The sequence below is a fragment of the Ruegeria sp. AN6 genome, assembly GCF_056540425.1.
Genome location: NZ_JBQFWR010000004.1, coordinates 153,473 through 179,969, shown reverse-complemented (window position 1 = coordinate 179,969; position 26,497 = coordinate 153,473). Strand labels below are relative to the sequence as shown.

Here is a 26,497-nt window from a genome sequence, read left to right as displayed (position 1 = left end):
GATTTCAACGACTACTATTTGGTCAGCGCGCCAGCGATCTTAACCGCTAACCGCTTTGCCACTTCGTCTTTACCCATGCGCGGCCATTCTTCGGCACCCTCTTCCGAAATCACGATCACGGCATTTTCGGACCCGCCCATGATGCCCGTCGCGGGACTGACATCATTCGCAACAATCCAGTCACAGCCCTTACGGGCGCGTTTTGCAGTGGCATGTTCGATCACATTGTCCGTCTCAGCCGCAAAACCCACCACCAACAGGGGTCGGCCATCTTCCATATGAGCAATGCGCTTCAGGATGTCAGGGTTCTCGGCGAACTCAAGTGCAGGCAGGCCATCGCGACTTTTCTTTAGCTTCTTGTCCGAGGCGCTGGATACCCGCCAATCGGCCACAGCGGCTGCGAATACACCAGCATCAACAGGAAGCGCAGCGTCCACCGCATCTGACATCTGCTGCGCCGTCTCAACCTGTACAACATTCACTCTTTCAGGGGGCGAAACGTCAGCCGGACCTGTAACAAAAATAACCTCGGCCCCCAGCGCTGCCAGTGCACGCGCCACAGCCGTGCCCTGTGCACCTGACGAGCGGTTTGCGATGTAACGCACAGGATCAATCGGTTCATGTGTCGGGCCCGAAGTCACCAAAATACGCTTACCAGTCAATGGGCCGGCCGAAAATTGCGCCTCAATCGAAGCAACGATCTCCAGCGGTTCCGACATGCGGCCCGGGCCATATTCTCCGCAGGCCATGTCACCCTCGTTCGGGCCGACAAATCGCACACCATCGGCTTCAAGTTGCGCGAGGTTGCGTTGGGTCGCTGGATGCTCCCACATGCGAACATTCATCGCGGGTGCACACAGAACGGGTGTATCGGTTGCCATCAACAGCGTTGAGGCCAAATCATTCGCCAAACCACCTGCCATCTTGCCCATCAGATCAGCGGTCGCGGGCGCAACCACGACCAGATCTGCCGAACGCGACAGTTGGATATGACCCATCTCGGCTTCGTCGGTCAGATCAAAAAGGTCCCTGTAAACCTTCTCACCGGCCAATGCGGATACGGAAAGGGGAGTCACGAACTCCTCCGCGGCGCGCGTTAATACAGGCGTCACTGCGGCACCGCGTTCACGCAGCCGCCGGATCAGATCCAGCGATTTATAGGCGGCGATCCCACCACCAATAATCAGCAGAATGCGTTTGGATGACAGCATGTTTTGCCCTTCCCGTCTCGGTCGGCCCTGACATTAGGCAACGCCGCCGGTCAGTTCCAGCGGTTAATTCTGTGCCTCGAAGGCCTCGCAGGGATCTTCACGTTCTGCAGTAGGGCTATCAATCACGGCGTCGAAGTCTCCGTCAATCAGCCCATCCTCAGATTGCCCGAGCACAAAGACTTTGACTCCGGGCCGCAAGCGCGTCAAAAAAGTTGGTATTCCGCGATCTTTGCGTGCATGGCCGTTGCCCGTGATCACTGCAATCGGCCCGCCCGTTTCATCCGCGGCCCGCAATATGGCACGCGTTAGCACCGCGTCCCGCAAACGCTGAATTGCAACCATCTGCGGCAAGGCCTCGGCAGGCAAAGCATCGCAATGGACCGCAAGTTGATCTGCCTCACGCGCGGCCTGATCATCGTCAGGCAAGGGTACTGTCAGCCCATATCTGGCCGCGTCCGCCCCTAAAGTGGTCGCTGCTCCGCGCTCCATAGCTGCACGCGCGGCAGCTCGAGGCACCATCGCGCCGTAAACGGGCACATTGGCCGCGCGAAAAACCGGGTAATACATGCTGAGTGGGGGCCAACCAGACTCGGCCCAGCGCAGAATTCTGGACAGCTCTTCAGGATTACTCGCCGCTTTCTGCGCCAGTCGCTGTGCGCCTTCTTCGGTCACCATTTCCCAAACAACCGCAGATGGCGCAATTGCTGCAACCGCTTCGGCCTGCACGAGATGATGTCGCGGGTTGTCATGTATTTCACCCAGAATAACGACGTCTGCCGATTGCATATCGTCCAAGACATCCTGAGGTATAAGTTCATCGGCGCTGCCCGGCTGAGGTAGTGCGGCGAGCAACACAAAAGCTGTAAGAATCGCAAGTGCTTTCATGCGAAGAAGTGTTGCACCTCGCGCGATTGAGCTTCAAGGTTCTTGCGCATTTTTATGAAGGCTGCTGCCTCGAGCTGACGCACACGTTCTTTCGACAGACCAAGCTCCTGACCGAGGCTTTCCAAAGTCCGAGCGGGTTCGCGCAACTTTCGTTCGCGGACGATGAATCTCTCACGCTCGTTCAAAGCCTGCATGGCCGTAACCAACCATTCGCGCAATTGCTGCCTATCATGATTGTTCTCGACCGCTTCGGCGGCTTGTTCACTGTCATCTTCCAACGCATCTATCCACTCGCGCCCATCTTCATCCGCCGACTGAATCGCATTCAGTGAGAAATCGGACCCGGCGAGCCGCCCTTCCATCATCTCGACGTCACGCAACGGTACACCGATTTCAGCCGCGATCATCTGGTGCAACTGGTGGCGATCCAAATCCATGCCTTCGGTCGCCGCTTCACGTTCAAGACGCGCCTGAACCCTTCGCATATTGAAGAAGAGAGATTTCTGGGAAGAAGTCGAACCGGTGCGCACCATTGACCAGTTACGCATCACATAGTCCTGAATGCTCGCCTTGATCCACCACACCGCATAGGTTGAAAAGCGAACGCCCCGGTCCGGATCAAACTTGTCGGCGGCTTTCATCAAACCCAGTCCCGCCTCTTGAATCAGATCATTCATCGGCGCGCCGTAGCGTTTGAATTTGGCTGCCATAGAAATTGCCAACCGCATATAGGCCGTGATCAGGCGGTGCAGAGCTTTCTCATCGCGTTCATCGCGCCAGGCATAGGCCAGCTTCAACTCTGTCTCTGCGTCCAGCAATTCGGCCTTCATTGCCTGCCGGGACATCGAAAAATCATGTGCGTTATCAAGTGCCATGCAAATCTCCCTTTTTCACAGGCGATTGGCCGGGCTTGCTTTGCCGACTCAGGGTCGATACGCAGGGCAAAACCGGTTGGATCACCAGAAAGGTAATAAAAGTGCATGCCGATTTAACCTTTATCTTGGGCGGCGCGGCATCCGGAAAATCCCTTTTTGCGGAACAAACTGTTGTTTCTACAGGTAAAAATCGCATTTACCTCGCAACATCACAAGTGTTTGATGACGAGATGCGCCTAAAAATCAGGCAACATATTGCACAACGAGGCAGCGGGTGGACGACGATTGAAGCACCATTCGATCTGACACCAGAACTCGCAAAGCTGACGCGGGATCAGGTTTGCCTGATCGACTGTGCAACCATGTGGCTGACCAACCACCTGCTCGCTGAGAGCAATCTTAACGAAGCGCAAACCAAACTGCTGAACGCGTTGAAAACCTGTGCAGCGCAAATCGTTATCGTCTCGAACGAAGTCGGCCACGGCATCGTGCCTGACAATGCGCTGTCCCGTCGGTTCCGCGAGGCACAGGGGCGCCTGAACATAGCACTTGCTGCACAGGCGGATCGGGTGGTGCAGGTCACGGCCGGGCTACCATTGGTTCTAAAGGGACCACCCCTGTGACCCGGCTACATTTGGTACGGCACGGCCCGACACATGCCAAAACCATGGTAGGCTGGTCCGATCTGCCCGCTGACTTGAGCGATCACGCTGCAATCGGCCGTCTCGAAACGCACCTTCCCTCCAATGCCGTCGTGATTTCATCGGATTTGTCACGCGCCGCCGACACGGCCAGTGCAATTCAAGGCACACGCCAGCGTCTGCCGCACCATGCCGATCTTCGCGAAATCAATTTTGGCACATGGGAGTTGCGCCCATTTGCAGAGATCGAGGCTGAAGACCCCGAGCTTTGCTTTGCATACTGGGACAATCCCGGAGATGTCAGACCCCCAGATGGGGAAAGCTGGAATGAAGTCCGCGCGCGGGTCGATGCGGTAGTTGATACCTTGATTGCCGACAATTCAGGACGCGATTTGGTAGTGGTCGCTCATTTCGGCGTAATCCTGACTCAAATCCAACGTGCCTTGGACGTGGATGCGCAAGAGGCGTTCAGTCACCGAATCGATAATCTTTCGGTTACCGAGATTACACGCCTCGAAGCTGGCTGGTCGGTGGGGCGGATCAATCACCGACCGTGATAGGACTGCGCACAAATCACTGATTTACGAACGCGCATCGACCCTGCATCGTTGGCGCATGACCCATGACCTCTTTATCGGCGACCGGTTGTTTTCAAGCTGGTCCTTGCGCGGATGGCTGATGCTCGAAAAATTCGGCCTGCCCTACCGCACCCACATGATTGGCCTCTACTCCGGGACGATGGCAGCGGATATGAAGCCACTGGCACCAGCACGTCTGGTACCAGCATTGCGGCTACCCGATGGAACTGTGGTCGGTGAAAGCCTCGCCATGGCAGAGACTTTGGCCGAACATCACCCTGACGCCGGACTTTGGCCAACAAAGCCGACAGCTCGTGCAACGGCCCGGTGGCTTTGTGCTGAAATGGTCGCCGGATTCACAGCACTGCGGGGGCAATGCCCCATGCAGTTGAAATATCGCTGGGAAGGCTTCACCCCTTCTAAAGATACGCTGGCGGATCTGCAGCGGATCGAAACCCTCTGGGCCCATGCTCGGAGTATTTCGAGCGCCGAGTCGGGCCCTCTGTTTGGCGCATACTCGTTGGCTGATGTATTCTATACTCCGGTTGCAGCACGAATTATCGGCTACGATTTACCCGTGTCTGAGGCCAATCGCACCTACTGCATGGACCTGCTTTCAGACATTTCCGTTCGGCAATGGCGCGCCATGGGCATGACCGTCGAGTATGATCCCTTTCCCTATCCACAAAACCTTACCGCCCATAACTGGCCGATTGGCGAGAACTCGAAAGCGGCAACCGTCAGTACCGGCCCATCCATTAACTCCGCCTGTCCCTACTCCGGAAAACCGGTGAGGGATTACTTAGAACTCGAAGGTAAGGTTTGGGGCTTTTGCAACCCGTTTTGCCGGGACAAAACTGTTGCCGACCCTGGGGCTTGGCCGAATTTTACGGCGATGATCGGCGGCGTTAACGATTCCTAAACCGCAGACGTGGCAGCAACGTCCTGTTAACCAAAAAACAGGATTGCCATGGTCGCCCGCGCCCACACCGTCGCTTTTCAAGGGGTCGATGCCCGCCCGGTCGAAGTGCAATGCGCCGTTGCACCGGGTCTTCCAGCGTTTTCCATCGTTGGATTACCGGACAAGGCAGTCTCTGAGGCGCGGGATCGGGTGCGCAGCGCACTGAGCGCGATGGCCATCGCGCTGCCCTCGAAACGGATCACAATCAACCTGTCGCCCGCCGATTTGCCCAAAGAAGGTAGCCATTTCGACCTGCCTATCGCGGTTGCCTTGCTTACTGCGCTAGAGATCATTCCTGCGGACGCTGCAGAGGGTGCCGTCGCTTTGGGCGAATTGTCGTTGGACGGCTCGCTTGTTCCGGTTGTCGGAGCGTTGCCCGCCGCCATGACGGCTGCCGCTGAAGACCGTAGCTTGCTTTGCCCCAGCGCCTCTAGCTCGGAAGCCGCTTGGGTAGATGCCACACAAGTGATCGGTGCTGGCTCATTAGGAGATGTGGTGCGGCACTTCACCGGCCAATCCGCGTTGCCCGCCGCGACGCCGGGCGAGGTCAGTCTTTCGCCCAGCGCGCGTGATTTGCGAGACGTAAAAGGGCAGGAACGCGCTAAACGGGCCTTGGAAATCGCCGCCGCGGGGCGGCATCACCTGATCATGATCGGGACACCCGGTTCGGGCAAATCCATGCTGGCGGCGCGCCTGCCAGGAATATTGCCACCGCTGACGCCGGTCGAAGCGCTGGAAACTTCGATGATCCAATCGCTTTGTGGGTTGTTGGACGAAGGCGGCATCAGCCGCGCCAGACCGTTTCGAGAGCCGCATCACACCGCCTCAATGGCGGCTATCGTCGGTGGGGGGAAAGGTGCAAAACCCGGTGAAATCTCATTGGCACATAACGGCGTTCTTTTCATGGACGAGTTTCCCGACTTCCCGCGCACCGTTCTGGAAACCTTGCGACAACCGATTGAGACCGGCGAAGTCATGGTCGCCCGCGCCAACGCCCATGTGAAATACCCATGCAGGTTTATGCTGGTGGCCGCTGCCAACCCCTGTAAATGTGGATACCTGACTGATCCGTCCCGTGCCTGCTCGCGCGCACCGGCTTGTGGCGAGGATTATCTGGGCCGCATCTCAGGGCCACTAATGGACCGGTTCGACCTGCGTATCGAAGTACCCCCTGTAGGTTTTACCGATCTCGATTTACCACCTTCGGGCGATAGTTCAGCCGCTGTGGCTGCGCGCGTTGAAGCCGCGCGCGCTGTTCAAGCTGACCGGTTTCGCGACACCCCCGAGACCCGTCAAAACGCGGATGTCGAAGGTAACCTATTGGAAGAAATCGCCGCGCCAGATTCCGAAGGCAAGGAGTTGCTTCTAAAAGCTGCCGAGCGTTTCGGCCTTTCGGCCCGCGCCTTCCACCGTATCCTGCGAGTCGCCCGCACCATTGCCGATCTCGATGGAGAGCCGGACGTGCGCCGCCCCCATGTCGCCGAGGCGCTGAGCTTTCGCATCAGCGCAAAGGCAGGGGCTTAAAACTTGGCCTCAATCGCCTGCCAGATTTTTTCGGCAATATTCAAACCGTTGAACCGCTCAAGCTCCTGAATGCCGGTGGGTGACGTGACATTGATCTCGGTCAGGTAGTCGCCAATCACATCGATTCCGACAAAGACCTGTCCACGTTCTTTCAACAACGGCCCAATTGCAGCGCAGATTTCCATATCGCGGTCAGACAGGCCGATTTTCTCAGGGCGCCCACCCACATGCATGTTAGAGCGGGTTTCACCCTCGGCTGGAACGCGGTTGATGGCCCCCACCGGCTCGCCATCCACGAGGATGACGCGTTTGTCGCCGTTTCTTACATCCGGCAAAAACTTCTGTGCAATCAACGGCTCACGCGAGAAACCCGTGAACAACTCATGCAGCGATGTCAGGTTGCGATCATTCGCATCAAGGCGGAACACACCAGCGCCCCCATTGCCATAGAGCGGCTTGAGGATGATATCGCCGTGTTTCTCTTTGAACGCTTTGATGGTGTGCAGATCCCGCGCAATTGTGGTGGGCGGCGTCAGTTCAGGAAAGTCCAAAACCAGCAGCTTTTCCGGATAGTTTCGCACCCAAAACGGGTCATTCACCACCAAGGTCTGCCCCCGGAGACGGTCCAGCAAATGGGTCGAAGTGATGTAGTGCATGTCGAACGGAGGGTCTTGCCGCAACCAGACCACATCGAAATCAGCTAGATCCACTTCGCGTTCTGGCCCCAGAACAGCCGGGTCGCCAGCGACCCTTTGCACTGTCATGTCGTGCCCGCGCGCAGTAACTTTGCCCTCCTGATACGCCAATTGATCCGGGCCATAGAAAAAAAGCTTGTGGCCGCGGGCCTGAGCCTCTTCTGCCAAACGAAACGAGCTGTCGGCATTGATATCCACGGCCCCGATCGGGTCCATCTGAAAGGCGATTTTCATGGTCTATCCCTCAATTCCACGCCTGATACATGGCGCAGAGACTCGACGGGTTCAATGGTGATCAGTTCATACCGAAGGCGTTTTCGATGATTTGAACAGTTCCGGTATCATCCACCAAAGCGGCGTCAAAGCGCGTGTTTGTCAACTGCCCGCCGGGTTCCTGTTCAAGATACTGCGCGGCAGATGCACAAATTCGATCCATCTGTCGACGGTTGATGCGAGCGGCGGCGGTTTCAAAATTGCGGCTTTTCTTGACCTCAACGAAGACCAACCCATCCGCATTGCGCGCAATCAAATCAATCTCGCCACCTGCGCCGCGCCATCTGCGCTGTGCGATTGAATACCCTCGGCGCTGGTATTCAATGGCAACGCTAATCTCTGCCGAACGTCCGGCGTGATATGAAACCGAACCCCGAACAGATCGCCGCATGCTTTCATCCTTTTCCCAGTTTCAGGGCCTTCTGATAAATCGGACGGCGCGGCAGGTTGAACATCTCTGATACCAGATCTGCTGCATCCCGTACCGAATGCGTTTCCAAGGCTCTTCTTAAGGCCTCTTCTACGTCGGTTTCCTTAACAGATCGCGAATGGGCGCGATCTACAAGCAAGACAACTTCGCCCTTGACGGACGCACCCTGATACTCGGAGGCAAGATCCGCCAACGTACCTATTCGGGTTTCTTCAAACTTCTTCGTCAGTTCACGGCAGAGCGCCGCCTGGCGCTCACCACCCAGCACTGTGGCCAGGTCCGCGAGACAACCCGCCACACGCTTCGGCGATTCGTAGAAAACCAGCGTTCCGGGGACACTACGCAGCGCCTCGATTCGCGAACGCCGCGCGCCAGAAGCATTGGGCAGGAAACCGGCAAAGAAGAAGGCGTCGGTCGGTAGACCGGCCAATGTCAGTGCGGTCAATACGGCAGACGGGCCCGGTGCACAGGTCACGTTATGCCCGGCCTCGGCTGCTTGACGCCCCAGATCATAACCGGGATCGGCAATCAGGGGCATTCCGGCCTCGGATGCATAGGCAACCGATTGCCCCTGCGCGAGCGCATCAAGGATCTTGCCACGTGCGCCAGCTCCGCTGTGATCGTGATAGGCCAAAATACGACGCCCCTCGAGCGGCACGCCATGAATTTCCATCAACCGACGCAGGCTACGGGTATCCTCGGCAGCGATCATGTCTGCCGAGGCCAGCACATCCAAAGCCCTGAGCGTAATGTCGCGCGCTGTCCCGATTGGAGTGGCAACAAAATACAGCCCTGCGGCCAATCTGATCTTTTGGAAATTCAAAGCTGGACCCTCACAGCGTGACGTTTATTATCGCGGATCAATAGACCAAGGTGCCCTCAGACGCCGGATCAGGGAGTTTTCTTTTAGATGTTTACCGTTTGCAAGCCCGCACGCAAACTGGCGAAATCCGCCATCGCTCTGGCTACGGCCGCATTCCTCGCTGCTTGTGATACCGGAGGCTTGGGTGGAGGTCCTTCGATCGACGCCTCAGACCCGGTCCCGGTTGCGCTTCTGGTGCCAAGCGGATCGCCTCAATCTGGTGATGCCGCCCTTGCGCGAAGCCTTGAGAATGCCGCACGTCTGGCGATCGCGGATTTGCCAAACGTCAAGATTGACCTGCGGGTATATGACACGGCTGGAAATGCAGGAACAGCATCGAGTGTCGCACAGCAAGCCGTTGCGGATGGGGCTAAGATCATTCTTGGTCCAGTATATGCGCAGGCGGCCAATGCGGCGGGCCTTGCTGTTCTAAACAACAACGTCATCGTGCTGTCCTTCTCGAACAACACCAGCATTGCGGGCGGCAATGTTTATGTGCTCGGGCCCACATTCCAAAACACGGCCAACAGGCTCGTGAACTACGCCGGACAGCAGGGCAAGAACAATACTGTCATAGTGCATAGCAATGACTCGGCAGGCCTGTTGGGTCGGTCTGCCATTGCCACCGCGCTCAGCAACAGTCGCGTCAATAATGCGGGTACCGTTGGATATGACCGGTCTCAGCAGGGGGTGATCGATTCGGTTCCGACCATCAAGGCGACAGTCGACTCAACTGGCGCGGATTCGATCTTCTTGACTGCAACGACGGCGGGCGCACTGCCCCTCTACAGCCAATTGCTACCAGAGGCAGGCGTTTCACCGGCAACAACGCAATATATCGGCCTGACGCGCTGGGACATCCCGGCACAGACGTTGGAATTACCAGGTGTCCAAGGCGGATGGTTCGCGCTACCTGATCCTGCAAAGGCACAGGTCTATCGCCAGCGGTACAATAATACCTATGGCGAAGCACCGCACCCGATCAGCGGGCTTGCCTACGATGGGATTGCCGCCATTGGCGCGTTGGTGAGCCAAGGCAAATCCGATGCCCTGACTGGGGCGGCTCTGACCCAAAACGCCGGATTTCAGGGTGTAGGTGGTATCTTCCGCCTGCGACCTAACGGTACGAATGAACGCGGTCTGGCGGTTGCCACGATCCAGAACAAACAGGTGGTTGTGATTGACCCTGCCCCACAAAGCTTCTCTGGCGCCGGATTCTGAGCGACTGGCGCTGGCCACCGCGTCTAAAGACGACCTGATCTGTTCAGCCGACGAGATTTTTGACAGCGTTTCCGTCGATGCCAGATTGTCCGACGCAATTAATAACAACTCGGACAACGCAGCGTTGCGCGCAGAAACAGTGCGTATTCTGCGAGACGCCCAAAAGGCTGGGCGCGAGGCGATTTCCGATTCATTTTCACAGCGCCCATTCGATGCACGCCCTCTGACACATTCCTATACCTATCTGACGGATCAGATGGTGCGGACCGCAATGCGGGTCGCAACCGAGCATTTGCACCCGCTCGCCAATCCTACTCGTGGGGAAAAAATCGCCGTATTGGCGGTAGGAGGCTATGGCCGGGGTGAAATGGCTCCCTCCTCTGACGTGGACCTGCTGTTTCTGACGCCCTACAAAATCACCGCCTGGGCCGAGAGCGTGATCGAATCCATGCTCTACATCCTCTGGGATTTGCGACTGAAGGTCGGGCATTCTTCGCGTACGATCAAAGACTGTTTGCGTTTGGGTGCAGATGATTTCACCATTCGCACCGCCATGCTGGAGCAGCGTTATCTCGTCGGGGATCAGACGCTTGCGCAAGAGCTTGAAGAACATCTGAAAAGCGAGCTGTTCAAGGGTACTGAGCGGGAATTTATCGAAGCCAAGCTGAAGGAACGGGATGAGCGGCACCTGAAACAAGGTGAGCGCTATATGGTTGAGCCCAATGTCAAAGAAGGCAAAGGCGGCCTGCGCGACCTGCAATCGCTCTACTGGATCGCAAAATATATCTACAGCGTGAAAGATGTTGCCGAACTGGTCCCGATGGGTTTGTTCACACCGGAAGAGTTCGGTGAATTCGTTCAGGCCGAAGAATTCCTTTGGGCTGTCCGGTCGCATCTGCATCTGGTGACCGGTCGCGCGACAGAACAGCTGACTTTCGATCTGCAGGTCGAGGTGGCGGATCGCATGGGCTACGAAGACCGCGCGGGTCGGCGGGCTGTTGAAGTATTCATGCAGCGGTACTTCCGCGAGGCGACACGTGTGGGCGAGTTGACCCGCATATTCCTGACCAAGCTGGAGGCGTCCCATATGAAGGGCGCGCCGTTACTGGAACGCATTTTTCGCCGTCGACGTCGGATCAAGGCCGGGTACAGGGTTGTTCATGGCCGTCTGGATATCGCGGACCCCGACAAATTCCTGTCAGACAAGGTCAATCTGCTGCGGCTGTTTGAGGAAGGCCTGCGCACAGGCATGTTGATCCACCCGGACGCCATGCGTTTGGTTACGGCAAACCTGAACCTGATCGACGAAGACATGCGCAACGACAAAGAGGCGCGGCGCATTTTCCTTGATCTGATGCTGAAACACGGCAACCCCGAACGGGCCCTGCGCCGAATGAACGAGTTGGGTGTACTGTCGGCCTTCCTGCCCGAGTTCGAACACATCGTAGCGATGATGCAGTTCAATATGTATCACAGCTATACTGTGGACGAACACACGATCCAGTGCATCGTAAATCTGGCCCAGATCGAACGCGGAGAGCTAATCGAAGAGCTGCCGCTGGCGTCCTCGATCCTTGAGCGAAGCGTCAATCGCAAGGTCTTATACGTTGCCTTGCTGCTACACGATATTGGGAAGGGGCGGCCTGAAGATCACTCGATCCTCGGCGCTCAAATCGCTCGCAAGGTGGCGCCGCGTCTGGGACTGAACAAGGCAGATTCCGAAACCGTGGAATGGCTGGTGCGATACCATCTGTTGATGTCCGATATGGCACAAAAGCGCGATATTTCTGATCCGCGCACAATCCGCGACTTCGCCAAAGCGGTTGAAACAGTAAAGCGATTGGATTTGCTCACGGTGCTGACGGTCTGTGACATTCGCGGTGTCGGGCCAAATACCTGGAACAACTGGAAAGCCACATTGCTGCGCGCCTTGCACGCAGACACCAAGCGCGCGCTGGAATCCGGCATGGAGGTTCTCAATCGTGCCAACCGTGGCGCAGAGGCGAAAAAGCAGTTGCGTGCCGAGCTGGACAGCTGGTCCAAAGCCGATCTGAAGACTGAAACCGGGCGACACTACGATCCATATTGGCAAGGGTTGAACCTTGCGACCCATGTCGAGTTTGCGGAGATGCTGAAATCTCTCGAAGACAGCGGTGATCCAGGGGCGGTCGAGATCCGCTTGCATCCGGATGAAGATCGCGACGCGACCCGCGCTTGCTTTGCCATGGGCGACCACCCGGGTATCTTTTCTCGGATTGCCGGGGCGCTGGCTCTGGTTGGGGCCAACGTTGTAGATGCACGCAGCTATACGACAAAAGACGGTTATGTGACCGACGCATTCTGGATACAGGACGCCGAAGGCCATCCTTTCGAAGCCTCTCGCCTTCCGCGTCTGACCCAGATGATCCACAAGACGCTGAAGGGTGAAGTGGTGGCCAGGGACGCCCTAAAGTCACGCGACAAGATCAAAAAACGTGAGCGCGCCTTTAACGTCCCAACACACGTCACCTTCGATAATGAAGGCTCTGAAATCTACACGATCATCGAGGTCGACACGCGTGATCGGCCCGGCCTGCTTTATGATCTGGCCCGAACATTGGCGGCAGCCAATGTTTACATCGCGAATGCGGTGATCGCGACCTATGGCGAACAGGTGGTTGATACGTTCTATGTCAAGGATATGTTTGGTCTGAAATACCATTCTGAGGCCAAGCAGCGTGGCTTGGAAGCCAAGCTTCGTAAAGCCATCGTCGAAGGTGCGGAGCGGGCCGCCTCATGAAGCCGATCCGCCTGATCTCGGGCTTTTTCACCGTTGGCTTCTGGACCCTCGCCAGCCGTATTCTGGGTTTTCTGAGGGAAATTCTGCTGACCGCCTTTATCGGCCCGGGCCCGGTTATGGATGCCTTTGTCGCGGCGTTTCGCCTGCCCAACATGTTCCGCCGCTTCTTTGCTGAAGGTGCATTTAATGCAGCCTTTGTGCCGATGTTCTCGAAACGCCTGGAGGGCGATGAGAACGCAGAGGGCTTTGCGCAGGACGCATTCAATCTGTTGGCGGTGGCTGTGCTGGCCTTGGTCGGGTTGGCGATGGTTTTTATGCCCGGCTTGGTCTGGATTACCGCTGAAGGTTTTTACGGAGACGAGCGCTTTGATCTGGCAGTGGACTATGGATACGTCGTGTTCCCCTACATCCTATTCATGTCTCTTGCCGCGTTGTTTTCCGGTGTTTTAAACGCGACTGGTCGATTTGCGGCTGCCGCTGCGGCACCAGTGTTGCTGAACATATTTGCCTGTTTTGCATTGATCTTTGGAGCCATGTCGGGAGGGGACGTGATCCGCTGGCTGATCGCAGTCATCCCGGTCGCTGGTGTCGCACAACTGGCATTAGTCTGGGTTGCCACTGAAAGCGCCGGAATTCGTATACGGCCGGGTTGGCCGACGCTTAGCCCAGAAATGCGGCGTATGGTGCGGATCGCTGTGCCAGCGGCGCTGGCCATGGGGGTGACGCAGGTCAATTTGGTAGTGGGGCAGCTTGTAGCTTCCAAAACCGAAAAAGCAATCAGTTGGTTATTTGCAGCGGATCGTTTGTATCAGCTGCCATTGGGAGTGGTTGGAATCGCAGTTGGCATCGTATTATTGCCTGACCTATCGCGCCGTTTGCGCGCAGAGGACAAAGACGGCGCCCGCAACGCGTTTTCTCGGGCCGGTGAGTTCACTTTGCTTTTGACCCTACCCTCAACGGTTGCCTTTCTCATCATTCCTGGCCCATTGGTCTCGGTTCTGTTCCAACGCGGCCAGTTCAGCGCCGAGGATACGGCAGCGACCGCTCTTGCCGTCGCAATCTATGGCATCGGGTTGCCTGCGTTCATGTTGCAAAAACTATTACAGCCGCTGTTTTTCGCCCGCGAGGATACAAAATCACCGTTTAGATACGCCGTATTTGCGATGGCGGTGAATGCCGGGCTTGCCTTTGGCCTGTATCCCGTCGCCGGTTGGATTGCGCCCGCGATCGCGGCCTCGACCGCTGGTTGGGCGATGGTAGCTTTGCTGGCAATCGGCGCACGGAGGATGGGGGACGAGGCACGATTTGACGATCGATTCAAACAGAGAATCTGGCGGATCGTGGCCGCCTCGGCGGGCATGGGCGTCGTGTTGTTTGCTGCGATCCACTTGTTTGGATGGGCGTTTGGCATACCCGGCTGGCGCTACCTGGCGCTATTGATGCTCATCGTTACCGCAGCAATTGCCTATTTCTTGTTGGGCCACGTCTTCGGCGCGTTTAGGCTTTCGGAATTCCGAAATGTACTAAAACGAGGCTGAATTTGCACTAATCACGCCTTGTTTTGCTGAGAATGCGCGCCCAACCGCCCGGAGCGAGAAAGAAAGACAAGCCGAACCCGGTGGCAAATCCACCCAGATCGGCAACCCAATCCGAGGTTCCACCGAAGATCAAACCGAAGAGCAACTGAATCCCCATTAGCACCGCGATCAGGCTGAAGGCGCGGGATTGGTTTTCGCCGACCAGTGAAAGCTTACGCCACAACAACCATGTGAACGCACCGATCAACCCGTAGACAGGCGGGAACCCCCCAACCAGAGGATAGGGCGGGTTCAGCAAAACGGCATAGGCCAGCGCTCCGCCCACGCCAGACACCACAAAGATGATCAGCATGGCGATGCTGCCAAAGACCTCGGCAACCATTTTACCCATCGCCAGCACAAAGACGCAGACAAACACAGCTTGCGTGAAATTGGCCTGGACAAAAGGGTAAGTGACAAAGCGGATCACATGTTCGAACGGCCAACGCCCGTTCTGGACCATCCAGTCGAAGATATCGGGCGAGAACGTGTATTGCCGCAGCGCGTCCAGCCGCCAACCAACCGCAGTTGGACCTCCGACCAGCCCGCGGCCGCCAAGCATAAAAGCCAACTCGATCCCCATGATGAACAGAACTAATGCCACCACGACCGGCGGCAGAGGGTTCACGGGCGGTGTATAATGCTCACTGCTCATTGGGCTGGCCTTTCGCGGCTGTTGACGTCCCTTTGCCTCATGGGTAAGCGACGGGGGCTGATTTTTCCAGACAGGAGTTTCCTTCGATGACCGAGACCCAATTCACGCCGCGCGTGTTTTCCGGCATCCAGCCTTCAGGAAACCTGCACTTGGGTAACTATCTGGGTGCACTCAAACGTTTCGTGGATATGCAGGGGCCGGAGTATGAGACCGTCTACTGCATGGTTGACCTCCACGCGATTACTGTCTGGCAAGACCCGGATCGCCTGCGTGAGAAGACTCGTGAAGTTTGCGCTGGATTCATTGCCGCCGGTCTCGACCCTGAGAAATCCATCCTGTTCAATCAGAGCCAGGTGCCCGAGCACACGCAGTTGGCCTGGATCTTCAACTGCATCGCCCGGATCGGTTGGATGCAGCGTATGACGCAATTCAAGGACAAGGCCGGGAAGAATGCGCAAAACGCGTCGTTGGGTCTGTTCGCTTATCCCGCACTGATGGCTGCGGACATACTGGTGTATCACGCGACCCATGTGCCGGTCGGTGAAGACCAGAAGCAGCATCTCGAACTGACGCGCGACATCGCAATCAAGTTCAACCATGACTATGGCGTCGATTTCTTCCCCGTGACCGAACCGGTCATCGGTGGCCCAGCGCCGCGCGTGATGAACCTGCGCGACGGGTCGCGTAAGATGTCATCCTCTGACCCGTCCGATATGACGCGGATCAATATGACTGACGATGCCGACGCCATCGCCAAGAAGATCCGCAAGGCCAAGACTGACCCGGATGCACTGCCCTCGGAAGTGAAGGGGCTTGAAGAGCGGCCCGAGGCACGAAATCTGGTGAACATCTACGCTGCTCTTAGCGATCAGACTGCCGAGCAGGTTTTGGCAGAGGTCGGTGGCAAACAATTCGGCGAGTTCAAGCCGATGCTGGCTGAATTGGCGGTTGAGAAGCTGTCACCCATCTCGTCCGAGATGGCACGTCTGATGGGAGAAGAGGCTGAGATCGACCAGATACTTGCCCGCGGGGCTGAACGGGCGCGTGCGCTTGCCTCCCCGATCTTGCAAAAAACCTACGAGATTGTGGGCATGGTCGGAGCAGGCAAGTCCTGATGATCAGAACCCGATCTAGAAACGCCGCCCAGTCCGGGCGGCGTTTTTTGTTTGGCAGCCCATTATGCGGCCTTGGGGCGCAGCATTTCATGCACAATGGATTCAGCGACCTCATGCGGGCTAACCGCTTCGATCTTGGCCCTCGTCAGGATGCGATCCATCGTCTGCTCAAGCGCCTTTAATCTATCAGCGACCCAAGCTTCACGCTCTTCCACGCGCAGGATTTCTGTTGCCACATTTATGATGCCACCCCCGTTAGCGACAAAGTCGGGTGCGTAAAGAATGCCGCGCTGGTGAAGCAACTGCGCATCGCCAGCACTGGCTAACTGGTTATTTGCGCCCCCAGCCACGGCGCCGACCTGCAACAACGGAATGCTTGTTTCGTTAAGGATACCCCCGATGGCGCATGGGGCAAATATGTCGGCCTCAACACCATAAATCATATCGGGGGCCACAGCCTGAGCCGCATACTGTTCAGCAACACGTGCCGATTGGCGGGCATCGATATCTGTGACGATCAGCCGTGCGCCTGCATCATGAAGCAACCGACACAAATGCGCGCCTACATGGCCAAGCCCCTGAACCGATACGGTCAGGCCATCCAGATCAGTTCGCCCAAAACGGTGCTGCGCAGCCACCCGGATCGCGTTGAATATTCCGCGTGCCGTGATGGGGGATGGATCTCCGCTCGCAAATTCCCCGTCTGCCAGCCCTGCCACAAAGTCAGTCCGGGACCCGATATGGGCCATGTCAGCGGGCGTCATACCCATGTCTTCTGCGGTCCAGTACTGGCCGCTCAGGCTTTGCACCGCTTGACCGAAGGCACGCAGAAGATCGGGTGATTTATCGACGTGCGGGTCACCAATAATAACGGCCTTGCCACCCCCCAGAGGAAGATCAGCTGCAGCGTTCTTGAAGGTCATGCCCCGCGCCAATTGCAAGGCATCATTCAATGCCTCAGCGGCATGCCCGTAGGGGCGCATCCGCACACCGCCAGCAGCAGGACCGCGTTGCGTCGAGTGAACTGCAATATAGCCCAATAAACCAAGTGCGCTGTCCTTGAATTCGACCACGCGCTCGTAATCTGGCGCGTCTATGATGGTGATGTCCATTCTTCTCCTCCGGGCTACCCAGTGGAGTTTGCCATCTGTCGGAGAGTGAATTTCACCTATTTATCGCTACCAGCAGAAGTATTTTAGGGGTATTCTTCAACCAACTGGAAAATGATGGAGTTTTTCACTATGGATGACATCGACTCCAAGATAATCCGTGCCCTCCAGAATGATGGCCGCATGACTGTTATCGATCTGGCAGACCATGTCGGGCTGTCCCCGACACCTTGCGCGCGGCGCTTGGATCGATTGCAACGAGATGGGATCATCACCGGGTACGCCGCTCAGGTAGACCCCGAGCAGCTTGGCTTCGGCGTTACGATTTTTGTCTCTGTCGAGTTGGAGAAACAGGATCGCAGCGCCATCGATTCCTTTGAAAAGGCAATTCGGCGGTGTGATGAGGTGATGGAGTGCTATCTCATGACAGGCTCGCGTGACATCTTGCTACGCGTCGTGGCCAAAGACCTCAACGCATTTGACACCTTCTTAGAAAACCGACTGATGAAAATACAAGGCATCAGAAATCTGCGTTCAAACTTTGCCTTGCGCACCATGGTCAAACGTGAGTCGCTGCCTCTGTAACGCGGATAATCTGCTGGACCTTGCCTCGGCCCCAACCTAGGTTTCCCGAAGCTTGAGGGAGGGCGCAATGGCAGTCGGCAAAAACATCCGCACCTATTTCGAAGGTCAATGGCATGATGGGGACGCCCCGATCATGCGCGCAGCCGACCATGGCGCATGGCTTGGCTCGTCTGTATTTGACGGCGCCCGCTTCTTTGATGGAATGACCCCGGATCTGGATGCCCATTGCGCTCGGGTCAATCGCTCGGCAGAAGCTCTGATGCTAACGCCTTCGGTGACTACGGAACAGATGGTTGAACTGGTCCAGGAGGGGCTACAAAGCTATCCAACAGATACTGCAGTTTACATTCGTCCTATGTATTGGGGCATCGACGGAGACCCCGCCGCCATCATCCCCCAGGAAGACAGCACTGGCTTCGCCATTTGCCTGGAAGAAATCCCGATGGCCCCCGAATCCGCCTCGGCCACGCTGACGACAACCCGCTTCCGTCGCCCCGTTCTGGAATCTGCCGTGGTTAACGCCAAAGCGGGTTGCCTCTATCCGAACAATGCGAGGATGCTGCTGGAGGCACGCAGCAAAGGATTCTCAAACGCGTTGGTTGCCGATGCGATGGGGCACGTGGCGGAAACCGCGACCGCCAATATTTTCATGGTTCGCGACGGCGAAGTTTTCACCCCGATTCCCAATGGAACATTCCTTGCCGGCATCACCCGGGCGCGACACATCAAGAATCTGCGCGCCGATGGGGTGAAAGTGCATGAATCTGTGCTGAGCTTTGAGGACTTTCACGATGCTGACGAAGTGTTCATGACCGGTAACATGAGCAAAGTGACCCCAATCACCGCGCTGGATGACACCCAGTATCAGGTTGGTCCAATTGCCCGTCGCGCACGCGAGATGTACTGGGACTGGGCTGCAAGCAATCGCTGATCGACACCCTGCCCGTTTCAGTTGCCTCTGCGCATCCTGTGGGGCATGATCCCGAAAACAAACGAGGACAAACATGCGCAAGTTCCTAGTCGTTCTTGACGACAGCCGTGAATGCCTGAACGCCATGCGCTTTGCCGCAATGCGCGCGGCCCATACTGGCGGCGGGGTTACGGTTCTTTCGGTAATTCCACCGGACGAGTTCAACCATTGGATCGGTGTTGCCGAGGTGATGCGCGAAGAGGCGCGCGAGCGTATTCACGCGCATTTTGAAGTGTTCGCCAAATGGATGCGTGACAAGCAGGGTGTCGAGCCCGAATTGGCCATTCGCGAAGGCGACCCGGTTGCTCAAATCATCGAACACGTCCAGTCCGACTCTGAAATTGGCGTGTTGGTGCTAGGCGCTGGCACTGACAAGAAAGGACCCGGACCATTGGTAACCCAGCTAACCCGGAACTCTGGCAGTCTGCCTATACCGGTCACTATCGTGCCCGGCGACTTAAGCAAAGAAAAGCTGGAAGCCATCACCTGAGGCACTTTATGCCAGCAACATTGCAATTTTGGTTCGATTTCGCGTCGACCTATTCCTATCTCAGCGCCATGCGCATCCAACAGGCGGCCGCAGAAAGGAGAGTCGCCTTGGAATGGCACCCATTTCTTCTGGGCCCGATCTTTGCTGAACAGGGATGGAACAACTCGCCGTTCAATCTGTATCCCGCAAAGGGCCGGTACATGTGGCGGGATATGGAACGGCTTTGTGCAGCGCGCGATCTACCATTTCAGCAGCCCAAAAATTTTCCACAAAACAGCCTGCAAGCGGCGCGTCTGGCATTGGCAGTCGGATCAACTAATCAACGTGGTGCATTTGTACGCGCTGTCTATTCTGCACAATTCGGAGCGGGACAAGACATTTCGGACCTCACGGTTCTGGCGGAATGCCTTGCCATGTCAGGCGTTTCGCAAGATGTGATGGAACAGATTCGTAGCCCCCAGATCAAATCCGCGCTGTTCGAACAGGTCGCTCAGGCCAAGGCTCTGCACATCTTCGGCGCACCAAGCTTTATCGCCAAAGATGAATTGTTCTGGGGTGACGACCGATTGGATGACGCGATTTCCTTTGCCACATCAATTTAGAACGATTCCAAATCTTGACTTCCCCCGTCCGGACGCGCATATCAGATACACCTTAAACGGAGCCGCGCCATGTTTATCCAAACTGAATCCACACCCAACCCGGCAACTCTGAAGTTTTTGCCCGGTCAGACGGTTCTGGAAGCGGGTACTGCAGATTTTCCAAACGCTGAGGCGGCCGAGAAATCTCCGCTCGCCACTCGTATCTTTGGCATCGCGGGTGTGACAGGAGTGTTCTTTGGCAATGATTTTGTCACGGTGACAAAATCCGATGATGTCCAATGGGATCACATCAAACCCGCCATCCTTGGTGCTGTAATGGAGCATTACCAGTCCGGTCAGCCCGTCATGGGCACAAACGTTGATGCAGGCGCAGGGCACGCCGAACATACCGGTGAAGACGCTGAAATTGTGCACCAAATCAAAGACTTATTGGACAGCCGAGTGCGGCCTGCCGTGGCACAGGATGGCGGCGACATAACATTCCATGGCTTCGACAAGGGGATTGTTTATCTTCACATGCAAGGGGCCTGTGCGGGATGTCCATCGTCCACGATCACTCTGAAAATGGGTATCGAAAACCTGCTACGGCATTACATCCCGGAAGTGATCGAGGTTCGCCCCGTTGCGATCTGATCCAACCATCCTGGCATTCGACACATCGGCCGCGCATTGCGCGGCCGCTTTGTTGCAAAACGGTGTGATTATTGCGTCCTGCGTTGAGCCCATGTCGCGCGGGCAGGCTGAGAGGTTGATGCCTTTACTAGAAGAGTTGTTGGAAGAGAACGGATGCAACTGGCGAGATCTGGATGCGATTGGTGTCGGGGTTGGCCCCGGAAACTTCACCGGGATTCGAATCTCGGTCTCGGCGGCCCGAGGACTGGCGCTTGGTCTGGACGTTCCCGCAGTCGGTGTATCGGGCTTCGATGCCTTGGCCGAGTTGGCCCCCAAAGGCCACTTACCTGCGATTCCCGCTCCTCGCGACCAAGTTTATTTGATGCCGGATGGAGCAGAAGCGCGACTGGTCGCGCGACACGAGGCAGAATCATTGGGCAGACTATATCTTTGCGATCAGCCTGATCGGCAGGTTCGCACTATTGCTCGATTGGCGTCGCGCCGTTTGGCCTCGACGCTCACTCCACCCGCGCCTTTATATGTTCGCCCTGCAGATGCCGCGCCTTCGCGCGACGTACCTCCGGTCTTGCTTGACGAATGACGCCACAGGAAATGGCTCATATCCATGCCGCCGCGTTCCATCAGAGCCGCCCTTGGGTTGCAGATGAGTTTGCCGAGCTTTTGGCAAATCGCTTCATCCATGCAATTGGGGACACAAGATCATTTGCGTTGGTTCAGGTGATTGCCAACGAAGCGGAACTACTGACGATAGCAACCCATCCAGATCACCAAAGGAAGGGATTGGCGCGAAAGATAATGGTAGAATTCCACGCCTACGCGGATCAGGCTGGGGCTTCGCGGGCGTTTCTGGATGTTGCCTCGGACAATGACGCGGCAATCGCTCTTTACGAAGCATGTGGATACGAAGCATGTGGCACACGCAAGCGCTACTACCTGCGCGAGAACGGTCCAAACGTCGACGCAATCGTCATGGAATGTCGTTTTCACGGCAATTAATCACTTTTTTAGACCATATGGTCAAATTTCTATTGACCGAAGCTGTTGCAAACAGCTTCAATTCCCGCCATCACAACATGTATGCTCGCTCTGAGTGGGTATCGGGGGATTCAGCCCCGGACCGATAATAGCCAACGGGAGTAACAAATGACCCTTATGAAATCTTTGATGGGCGCAGCCGCTGCGGTTGCACTGACAGCAGGCGCAGCCCTGGCAGAACCGGCCCTGATCTTTGATCTGGGCGGTAAGTTCGACAAGTCATTCAACGAAGCGGCCCATAACGGCGCGTCTCGCTGGGCCGAAGAAACGGGCGGTACATACCGCGAGATTGAGATGCAGTCCGAAGCACAGCGCGAACAGGCCCTGCGTCGTTTCGCCGAAGCCGGCTCGAACCCGATCATCACCATGGGCTTTGGCATGGCTGACCCGCTGGCCGCGGTTGCAGCTGACTACCCTGACACAACCTTTGTGGTAGTTGACGTGACATGGCTGGACGCCCCGAACCTGCGTCAGGTTGGCTTTGCCGAGCATGAAGGCTCATACCTAGTTGGCATGATGGCAGCGATGGCATCGAAGACCGGCACTGTCGGCTTCATCGGCGGTATGGACGTGCCACTTATCCGCCACTTTGGTTGCGGATACGCACAAGGTGCCAAAGCCGTGAATCCCGACATCAATGTTGTTGCCAACATGACTGGTACAACTCCGGCAGCGTGGAACGACCCGGTAAAAGGCTCTGAGCTAACCAAAGCACAAATCAGCCAAGGTGCTGACGTGGTTTACGCCGCAGCTGGCGGCACTGGCGTTGGTGTTCTGCAGACCGCCGCAGACGAAGGCATCCTGTCGATCGGCGTTGACAGCAACCAGAACCACCTGCACCCAGGTAAAGTTCTGACTTCGATGCTCAAGCGCGTTGACGTCGCCGTTTATGAAGCGATGAAAGCGGGTGAGGACGTCGAAACCGGCGTATTCGTCATGGGCCTGTCCGAAGATGGCGTTGGCTATGCTATGGACGAAAACAACGCGCCGCTGGTTTCCGACGATATGAAAGCTGCGGTTGACAAAGCTCGTCAGGACATCATCGACGGCAATGTTTCGGTTGTCAGCTACTATGAGAACGACAGCTGCCCGGCACTGCAGTTCTGATAACACACGGGGCGAAGGGTCAAACTTCGCCCCGAATGCACTCTGCCGCGATACTGATCGCGGTCCTTTCGGCAATTGAGGACAAGACATGACCGTCCCCGCCATTGAGCTCAAAGGGATTTCCAAAGCCTTTGGGCCGGTTCAGGCCAACAAAGACATTTCCATCAGCGTAGCCCCCGGAACGATCCATGGGATCATCGGAGAAAACGGTGCGGGCAAATCCACGCTGATGAGCATTCTCTACGGCTTCTACAAAGCCGACAAAGGTGAGATCTGGATCAACGGATCCAAGACCGACATCCCCGATAGTCAGGCTGCGATTGCAGCAGGCATCGGGATGGTTTTCCAGCATTTCAAACTGGTCGAAAACTTCACCGTACTAGAAAACATCGTTCTGGGTGCCGAGGATGGCGGACTGCTGGCGCCATCCTTGGCGAAAGCCCGCAAAGAGCTGAAAGAGCTTGAAGAAGAATACGAACTGTTCGTGGACCCCGATAAGCGCATCGACGAAATTGGCGTTGGCATGCAGCAGCGGGTTGAGATCCTCAAAGCGCTCTATCGCAAGGCAGAAATTCTAATTCTCGACGAGCCGACCGGAGTGCTGACCCCCGCCGAGGCGGATCAATTGTTCCGCATACTTGACCGGCTGCGGTCCGAGGGCAAAACGATCATCGTGATCACGCACAAGCTGCGCGAGATCATGGAAAATACTGATACCGTCTCGGTGATGCGGCGCGGTGAGATGACCGCGACAGTCAAAACCGCTGAGACCAACCCACAGGAACTGGCCGAACTTATGGTGGGCCGCAAAGTTCTGCTCCAGGTCGACAAGGTGCCCGCGCAACCGGGCAAACCGGTTCTGGAGATCGAAAAGCTCAGCGTCACCGATTCGGCAGGTGTCGAGCGCGTGAAAGGCATCGACCTGACTGTTCGCGCAGGTGAAATCGTGGGGATTGCTGGCGTTGCAGGAAACGGGCAATCGGAACTGCTGGAGGTTCTGGGCGGGATGCGTCCCGGACAGGGATCAATCAAATTGAATGGGGAACCTCTGCCATTGCACGGCCCCGACTCGGACGGTCAGGCACGGCGCGCGCAACACATCGCGCATGTGCCCGAGGATCGCCAGCGCGAAGGCTTGATCATGGATTTTTACGCGTGGGAGAATGTGGCCTTCGGCTATCACCGCGATCCTGCGTATAAGCGCGGGCTGTTCATGGACAATGCCGCACTGCGCGCCGACACCGAAGCCAAGATTGAGAAATTCGACGTACGCCCGCCCAATGGCTGGCTGACCGCCAAAAGCTTCTCGGGTGGCAACCAGCAGAAGATCGTCGTCGCGCGCGAGATTGAGCGGAACCCGGACCTGCTGCTGGTGGGCCAACCCACACGCGGTGTGGATATCGGTGCCATCGAATTCATTCATAAACAGATCGTTGCCCTGCGTGATCAGGGTAAGGCGATTCTGCTGGTTTCGGTCGAACTGGAAGAGATCTTCTCGCTGTCCGACCGGATCGCCGTGATGTTTGACGGACATATCATGGGCGAGCGTCTGCCCGCCGAGACGGATGAAAAAGAACTGGGCCTACTGATGGCCGGTGTTGCAGGAGAGGCCGCCTGAACCATGGAAAAAATGCCCAAATGGGCCGATGTGGTGCTGATCCCGATCATCAGCCTGCTGTTGGCCACAATCCTTTCGGCAATCGTTATTCTGGCCATTGGGGAAAACCCGATCGAGGCGGTCAACCTGATGGTCACAGGGGCCTTGGGTTCAACCTATGGCTGGGGTTATACGCTCTATTACGCGACAAACTTCATCTTCACCGGTCTCGCGGTTGCAGTCGCCTTTCATGCGCGCCTGTTCAATATCGGTGGTGAGGGGCAGGCCATGTTGGGCGGACTGGGCGTTGCCATTGTCTGTCTATCAGTCCCATGGCCGCATTGGACCATTGCATTGTTGGCTGCCTGCGCAGCTTCGATGATCTTTGGGGCAGCTTGGGCTGCAATCCCGGCCTATCTGCAAGCCAAGCGGGGCAGCCATATCGTTATCACCACGATCATGTTCAATTTCATCGCCGCTGCCTTCCTGAACTACATGCTGGTCAATGTGATGCGCCCGCAGGGGTCGCAAGACCCGGCGACCGCCCGGTTCCCCGAGGCAGTACACTTGCCAACATTCCAGTCGATGTTCTCAAGCGCTGAAAACATCGTATTCCGGGGGGCGCCCGCGAATATTTCGTTCTTCGTAGCGATACTTGCCTGCATCGTGGTTTGGGCCCTGATCTGGCGCACGCGACTGGGATACGAAATCCGCGCCTATGGCCATTCGGAAACGGGAGCCGTCTATGCCGGTATCTCACCCGTGCGCATCACGATCATCGCAATGCTGATCTCGGGTGCCCTTGCAGGCATGATGGCTATCAACAATGTCATGGGTGAAGCAGAACGACTTGTCCTCAATTCGACCGAGGGTGCCGGATTTATTGGGATCGCCGTGGCTCTTATGGGTCGTTCCCATCCATTTGGCGTTTTCCTTGCTGCGATCCTGTTCGGATTTCTGTACCAGGGCGGCGCTGAATTGGCGTTGTGGACGTCGATCCCACGTGAACTGATCGTGGTCATTCAGGCGCTGGTCATCCTATTCACCGGTGCGCTCGATAATATGGTGCGCATGCCGCTTGAAAAGATCTTCCTGAGTTTTCGGAAGGGGGCAGAGTGATGGAATTTTTCGTTACCCTCATTCAGGTCCTCGATTCTACAGTTCGACTGGCCACGCCACTGTTGCTGGCTTGTCTGGCGGGTTTGTATTCCGAACGCGCCGGCATTTTCGACATCGGGCTTGAAGGCAAGATGCTTATGGCGGCTTTCTTCTCGGCTGCTATCGCCGCAGTAACGGGTTCGGTCTGGTTAGGGCTTCTGGCTGGGATCGGAGCCTCTCTGGTTTTGTCAGCATTGCACGGACTGGCTTCGATCACGTTTCGGGGCAATCAACTGATCTCGGGTGTCGCCATCAATTTCCTCGCGTCCGGTATGACGGTTCTGATCGCGCAAAGCTGGTTTCAACAGGGTGGACGCACTCCGTCTCTGTTTGGCGGCGGCCGGTTTGAGCCGATCAACTTCCCCTTCGCAGAAGCGCTGGAAGGTGTGCCATTCATCGGCCCGATATATTCCGAGCTGCTGTCAGGCCATTCAATCCTCGTCTATGTGGCATTCCTGTTCGTACCACTCACCTGGTGGATCTTGTTCCGCACCAGGTTCGGGCTGCGATTGCGTGCGGTAGGCGAAAATCCTGCGGCGGTTGATACAGCCGGGGTCTCGGTCGTTGGTCTGCGATTTGCCGCCGTGGCCATCTGCGGCATTCTCTGCGGTATTGCCGGTGCATATCTGGCGACAGCCTTGCAAGCCGGATTTGTAAAAGAAATGACAGCAGGTCGCGGATTCATCGCATTGGCAGCGCTAATCTTCGCAAAGTGGCGCCCTTGGCACGCGATGTGGGCTTGCCTGTTGTTCGGGTTGTTGCAGGCGATTGCGCTGCGGTTCCAGAACATCGATCTGGGTGGGGTCGTAATCCCGGTCCAGGTGATGGACGCCCTGCCCTACATTCTGACCGTGGTGATTCTTGCAGGCTTTGTTGGCAAAGCCATTCCACCACGCGCGGGGGGTGAACCCTACGTCAAAGAACGCTGA

General features: G+C 56.7%; 27 protein-coding genes. 19 read left to right on the top strand and 8 right to left on the bottom strand.

Going from position 1 to position 26,497, the window contains the following annotated elements:
• Positions 1 to 14 precede the first annotated feature (14 nt).
• From coaBC to ACR0MQ_RS09375, 3 genes are all read right to left on the bottom strand, one after another.
• Positions 15 to 1,211 (bottom strand): bifunctional phosphopantothenoylcysteine decarboxylase/phosphopantothenate--cysteine ligase CoaBC, encoded by a 1,197-nt coding sequence (gene coaBC, locus ACR0MQ_RS09385; protein ID WP_480607574.1) that lies wholly within the window; start codon positions 1,209 to 1,211, stop codon positions 15 to 17.
• A gap of 63 nt (positions 1,212 to 1,274) precedes the next feature.
• Positions 1,275 to 2,096: a ChaN family lipoprotein gene (locus tag ACR0MQ_RS09380; protein WP_480607571.1), complete on the bottom strand. Its 822-nt coding sequence runs from the start codon at positions 2,094 to 2,096 to the stop codon at positions 1,275 to 1,277.
• Entirely contained in the window at positions 2,093 to 2,971 is an 879-nt protein-coding gene (locus ACR0MQ_RS09375; protein WP_010442877.1) for an RNA polymerase factor sigma-32, read from the bottom strand. Before ACR0MQ_RS09375 ends, ACR0MQ_RS09380 begins: the two co-directional genes overlap by 4 nt.
• A gap of 101 nt (positions 2,972 to 3,072) precedes the next feature.
• On the opposite strand from ACR0MQ_RS09375, the gene cobU reads away from it, so the two are divergent.
• The 4 genes from cobU to ACR0MQ_RS09355 are packed head-to-tail and all read left to right on the top strand — an operon-like array spanning position 3,073 to position 6,675.
• Positions 3,073 to 3,594 carry a bifunctional adenosylcobinamide kinase/adenosylcobinamide-phosphate guanylyltransferase gene (gene cobU, locus ACR0MQ_RS09370; protein WP_010442876.1) on the top strand — a complete coding sequence of 174 codons (522 nt, stop codon included), beginning with the start codon at positions 3,073 to 3,075 and terminating at the stop codon, positions 3,592 to 3,594.
• Complete coding sequence (locus tag ACR0MQ_RS09365; protein WP_010442875.1) at positions 3,591 to 4,169, top strand: histidine phosphatase family protein; 579 nt, start codon at positions 3,591 to 3,593, stop codon at positions 4,167 to 4,169. The genes cobU and ACR0MQ_RS09365 overlap by 4 nt, the downstream gene beginning before the upstream one ends.
• Positions 4,170 to 4,227: 58 nt before the next feature.
• Positions 4,228 to 5,112: a glutathione S-transferase gene (locus tag ACR0MQ_RS09360; RefSeq protein ID WP_480607567.1), complete on the top strand. Its 885-nt coding sequence runs from the start codon at positions 4,228 to 4,230 to the stop codon at positions 5,110 to 5,112.
• A 48-nt stretch (positions 5,113 to 5,160) separates the two neighbouring features.
• On the top strand, positions 5,161 to 6,675 hold the full coding sequence (locus ACR0MQ_RS09355; RefSeq protein WP_480607564.1) for a YifB family Mg chelatase-like AAA ATPase: 1,515 nt from the start codon (positions 5,161 to 5,163) through the stop codon (positions 6,673 to 6,675).
• Here the strand turns inward: ACR0MQ_RS09355 and gshB are convergent.
• The 3 genes from gshB to rsmI form a co-directional block, all read right to left on the bottom strand.
• Positions 6,672 to 7,604, bottom strand: coding sequence for a glutathione synthase (gshB, locus tag ACR0MQ_RS09350; protein ID WP_480607560.1), 933 nt, complete (start codon positions 7,602 to 7,604; stop codon positions 6,672 to 6,674). The two genes, ACR0MQ_RS09355 and gshB, sit on opposite strands and share 4 nt — an antisense overlap.
• A gap of 61 nt (positions 7,605 to 7,665) precedes the next feature.
• Positions 7,666 to 8,034 (bottom strand): YraN family protein, encoded by a 369-nt coding sequence (locus ACR0MQ_RS09345; RefSeq protein WP_170771889.1) that lies wholly within the window; start codon positions 8,032 to 8,034, stop codon positions 7,666 to 7,668.
• Between the two features lie 4 nt (positions 8,035 to 8,038).
• A complete protein-coding gene (gene rsmI, locus ACR0MQ_RS09340; RefSeq protein WP_480607556.1) occupies positions 8,039 to 8,896 on the bottom strand; it encodes a 16S rRNA (cytidine(1402)-2'-O)-methyltransferase in 858 nt (285 codons plus the stop codon).
• A gap of 87 nt (positions 8,897 to 8,983) precedes the next feature.
• On the opposite strand from rsmI, the gene ACR0MQ_RS09335 reads away from it, so the two are divergent.
• From ACR0MQ_RS09335 to murJ, 3 genes are read left to right on the top strand one after another with little or no spacing between them, the layout of a single operon-like run.
• The gene (locus ACR0MQ_RS09335; protein ID WP_480607553.1) at positions 8,984 to 10,156 is read left to right on the top strand and encodes a penicillin-binding protein activator; all 1,173 of its coding nucleotides are present in this window, start codon (positions 8,984 to 8,986) and stop codon (positions 10,154 to 10,156) included.
• Positions 10,116 to 12,935 carry a [protein-PII] uridylyltransferase gene (locus tag ACR0MQ_RS09330; RefSeq protein ID WP_480607551.1) on the top strand — a complete coding sequence of 940 codons (2,820 nt, stop codon included), beginning with the start codon at positions 10,116 to 10,118 and terminating at the stop codon, positions 12,933 to 12,935. Before ACR0MQ_RS09335 ends, ACR0MQ_RS09330 begins: the two co-directional genes overlap by 41 nt.
• Positions 12,932 to 14,473: a murein biosynthesis integral membrane protein MurJ gene (gene murJ / locus ACR0MQ_RS09325; RefSeq protein WP_010442867.1), complete on the top strand. Its 1,542-nt coding sequence runs from the start codon at positions 12,932 to 12,934 to the stop codon at positions 14,471 to 14,473. Before ACR0MQ_RS09330 ends, murJ begins: the two co-directional genes overlap by 4 nt.
• A gap of 7 nt (positions 14,474 to 14,480) precedes the next feature.
• On the opposite strand, the gene ACR0MQ_RS09320 is transcribed toward murJ, so the two are convergent.
• Positions 14,481 to 15,167: a rhomboid family intramembrane serine protease gene (locus tag ACR0MQ_RS09320; RefSeq protein ID WP_480607547.1), complete on the bottom strand. Its 687-nt coding sequence runs from the start codon at positions 15,165 to 15,167 to the stop codon at positions 14,481 to 14,483.
• Between the two features lie 86 nt (positions 15,168 to 15,253).
• Here ACR0MQ_RS09320 and trpS point away from each other — a divergent pair, with 86 nt between their 5' ends.
• Complete coding sequence (gene trpS / locus ACR0MQ_RS09315) at positions 15,254 to 16,282, top strand: tryptophan--tRNA ligase (RefSeq protein WP_170474329.1); 1,029 nt, start codon at positions 15,254 to 15,256, stop codon at positions 16,280 to 16,282.
• 62 nt (positions 16,283 to 16,344) lie between these two features.
• Here trpS and ACR0MQ_RS09310 read toward each other — a convergent pair whose 3' ends face one another.
• On the bottom strand, positions 16,345 to 17,394 hold the full coding sequence (locus ACR0MQ_RS09310; protein WP_170771908.1) for a Glu/Leu/Phe/Val dehydrogenase: 1,050 nt from the start codon (positions 17,392 to 17,394) through the stop codon (positions 16,345 to 16,347).
• Between the two features lie 129 nt (positions 17,395 to 17,523).
• Here ACR0MQ_RS09310 and ACR0MQ_RS09305 point away from each other — a divergent pair, with 129 nt between their 5' ends.
• From ACR0MQ_RS09305 to ACR0MQ_RS09255, 11 genes are all read left to right on the top strand, one after another.
• On the top strand, positions 17,524 to 17,976 hold the full coding sequence (locus ACR0MQ_RS09305; protein ID WP_480607542.1) for an Lrp/AsnC family transcriptional regulator: 453 nt from the start codon (positions 17,524 to 17,526) through the stop codon (positions 17,974 to 17,976).
• Positions 17,977 to 18,043: 67 nt separating this feature from the next.
• On the top strand, positions 18,044 to 18,907 hold the full coding sequence (locus ACR0MQ_RS09300) for a branched-chain amino acid aminotransferase (protein WP_480607540.1): 864 nt from the start codon (positions 18,044 to 18,046) through the stop codon (positions 18,905 to 18,907).
• A 73-nt stretch (positions 18,908 to 18,980) separates the two neighbouring features.
• On the top strand, positions 18,981 to 19,436 hold the full coding sequence (locus ACR0MQ_RS09295) for a universal stress protein (RefSeq protein ID WP_480607537.1): 456 nt from the start codon (positions 18,981 to 18,983) through the stop codon (positions 19,434 to 19,436).
• An 8-nt stretch (positions 19,437 to 19,444) separates the two neighbouring features.
• Positions 19,445 to 20,038, top strand: coding sequence for a DsbA family protein (locus ACR0MQ_RS09290; protein ID WP_480607534.1), 594 nt, complete (start codon positions 19,445 to 19,447; stop codon positions 20,036 to 20,038).
• A 69-nt stretch (positions 20,039 to 20,107) separates the two neighbouring features.
• Entirely contained in the window at positions 20,108 to 20,671 is a 564-nt protein-coding gene (locus ACR0MQ_RS09285; protein WP_480607531.1) for a NifU family protein, read from the top strand.
• Positions 20,661 to 21,251, top strand: a complete 591-nt coding sequence (tsaB, locus tag ACR0MQ_RS09280; RefSeq protein WP_480607528.1) for a tRNA (adenosine(37)-N6)-threonylcarbamoyltransferase complex dimerization subunit type 1 TsaB — start codon at positions 20,661 to 20,663, stop codon at positions 21,249 to 21,251. The genes ACR0MQ_RS09285 and tsaB overlap by 11 nt, the downstream gene beginning before the upstream one ends.
• An 11-nt stretch (positions 21,252 to 21,262) precedes the next feature.
• On the top strand, positions 21,263 to 21,667 hold the full coding sequence (locus tag ACR0MQ_RS09275; protein WP_480607525.1) for a GNAT family N-acetyltransferase: 405 nt from the start codon (positions 21,263 to 21,265) through the stop codon (positions 21,665 to 21,667).
• A 147-nt stretch (positions 21,668 to 21,814) separates the two neighbouring features.
• On the top strand, positions 21,815 to 22,813 hold the full coding sequence (locus tag ACR0MQ_RS09270) for a BMP family lipoprotein (RefSeq protein ID WP_010442856.1): 999 nt from the start codon (positions 21,815 to 21,817) through the stop codon (positions 22,811 to 22,813).
• 88 nt (positions 22,814 to 22,901) lie between these two features.
• Entirely contained in the window at positions 22,902 to 24,431 is a 1,530-nt protein-coding gene (locus ACR0MQ_RS09265; protein WP_170771916.1) for an ABC transporter ATP-binding protein, read from the top strand.
• Positions 24,432 to 24,434: 3 nt separating this feature from the next.
• Positions 24,435 to 25,529, top strand: a complete 1,095-nt coding sequence (locus tag ACR0MQ_RS09260; protein WP_170544552.1) for an ABC transporter permease — start codon at positions 24,435 to 24,437, stop codon at positions 25,527 to 25,529.
• The gene (locus ACR0MQ_RS09255; protein ID WP_010442853.1) at positions 25,529 to 26,497 is read left to right on the top strand and encodes an ABC transporter permease; all 969 of its coding nucleotides are present in this window, start codon (positions 25,529 to 25,531) and stop codon (positions 26,495 to 26,497) included. Before ACR0MQ_RS09260 ends, ACR0MQ_RS09255 begins: the two co-directional genes overlap by 1 nt.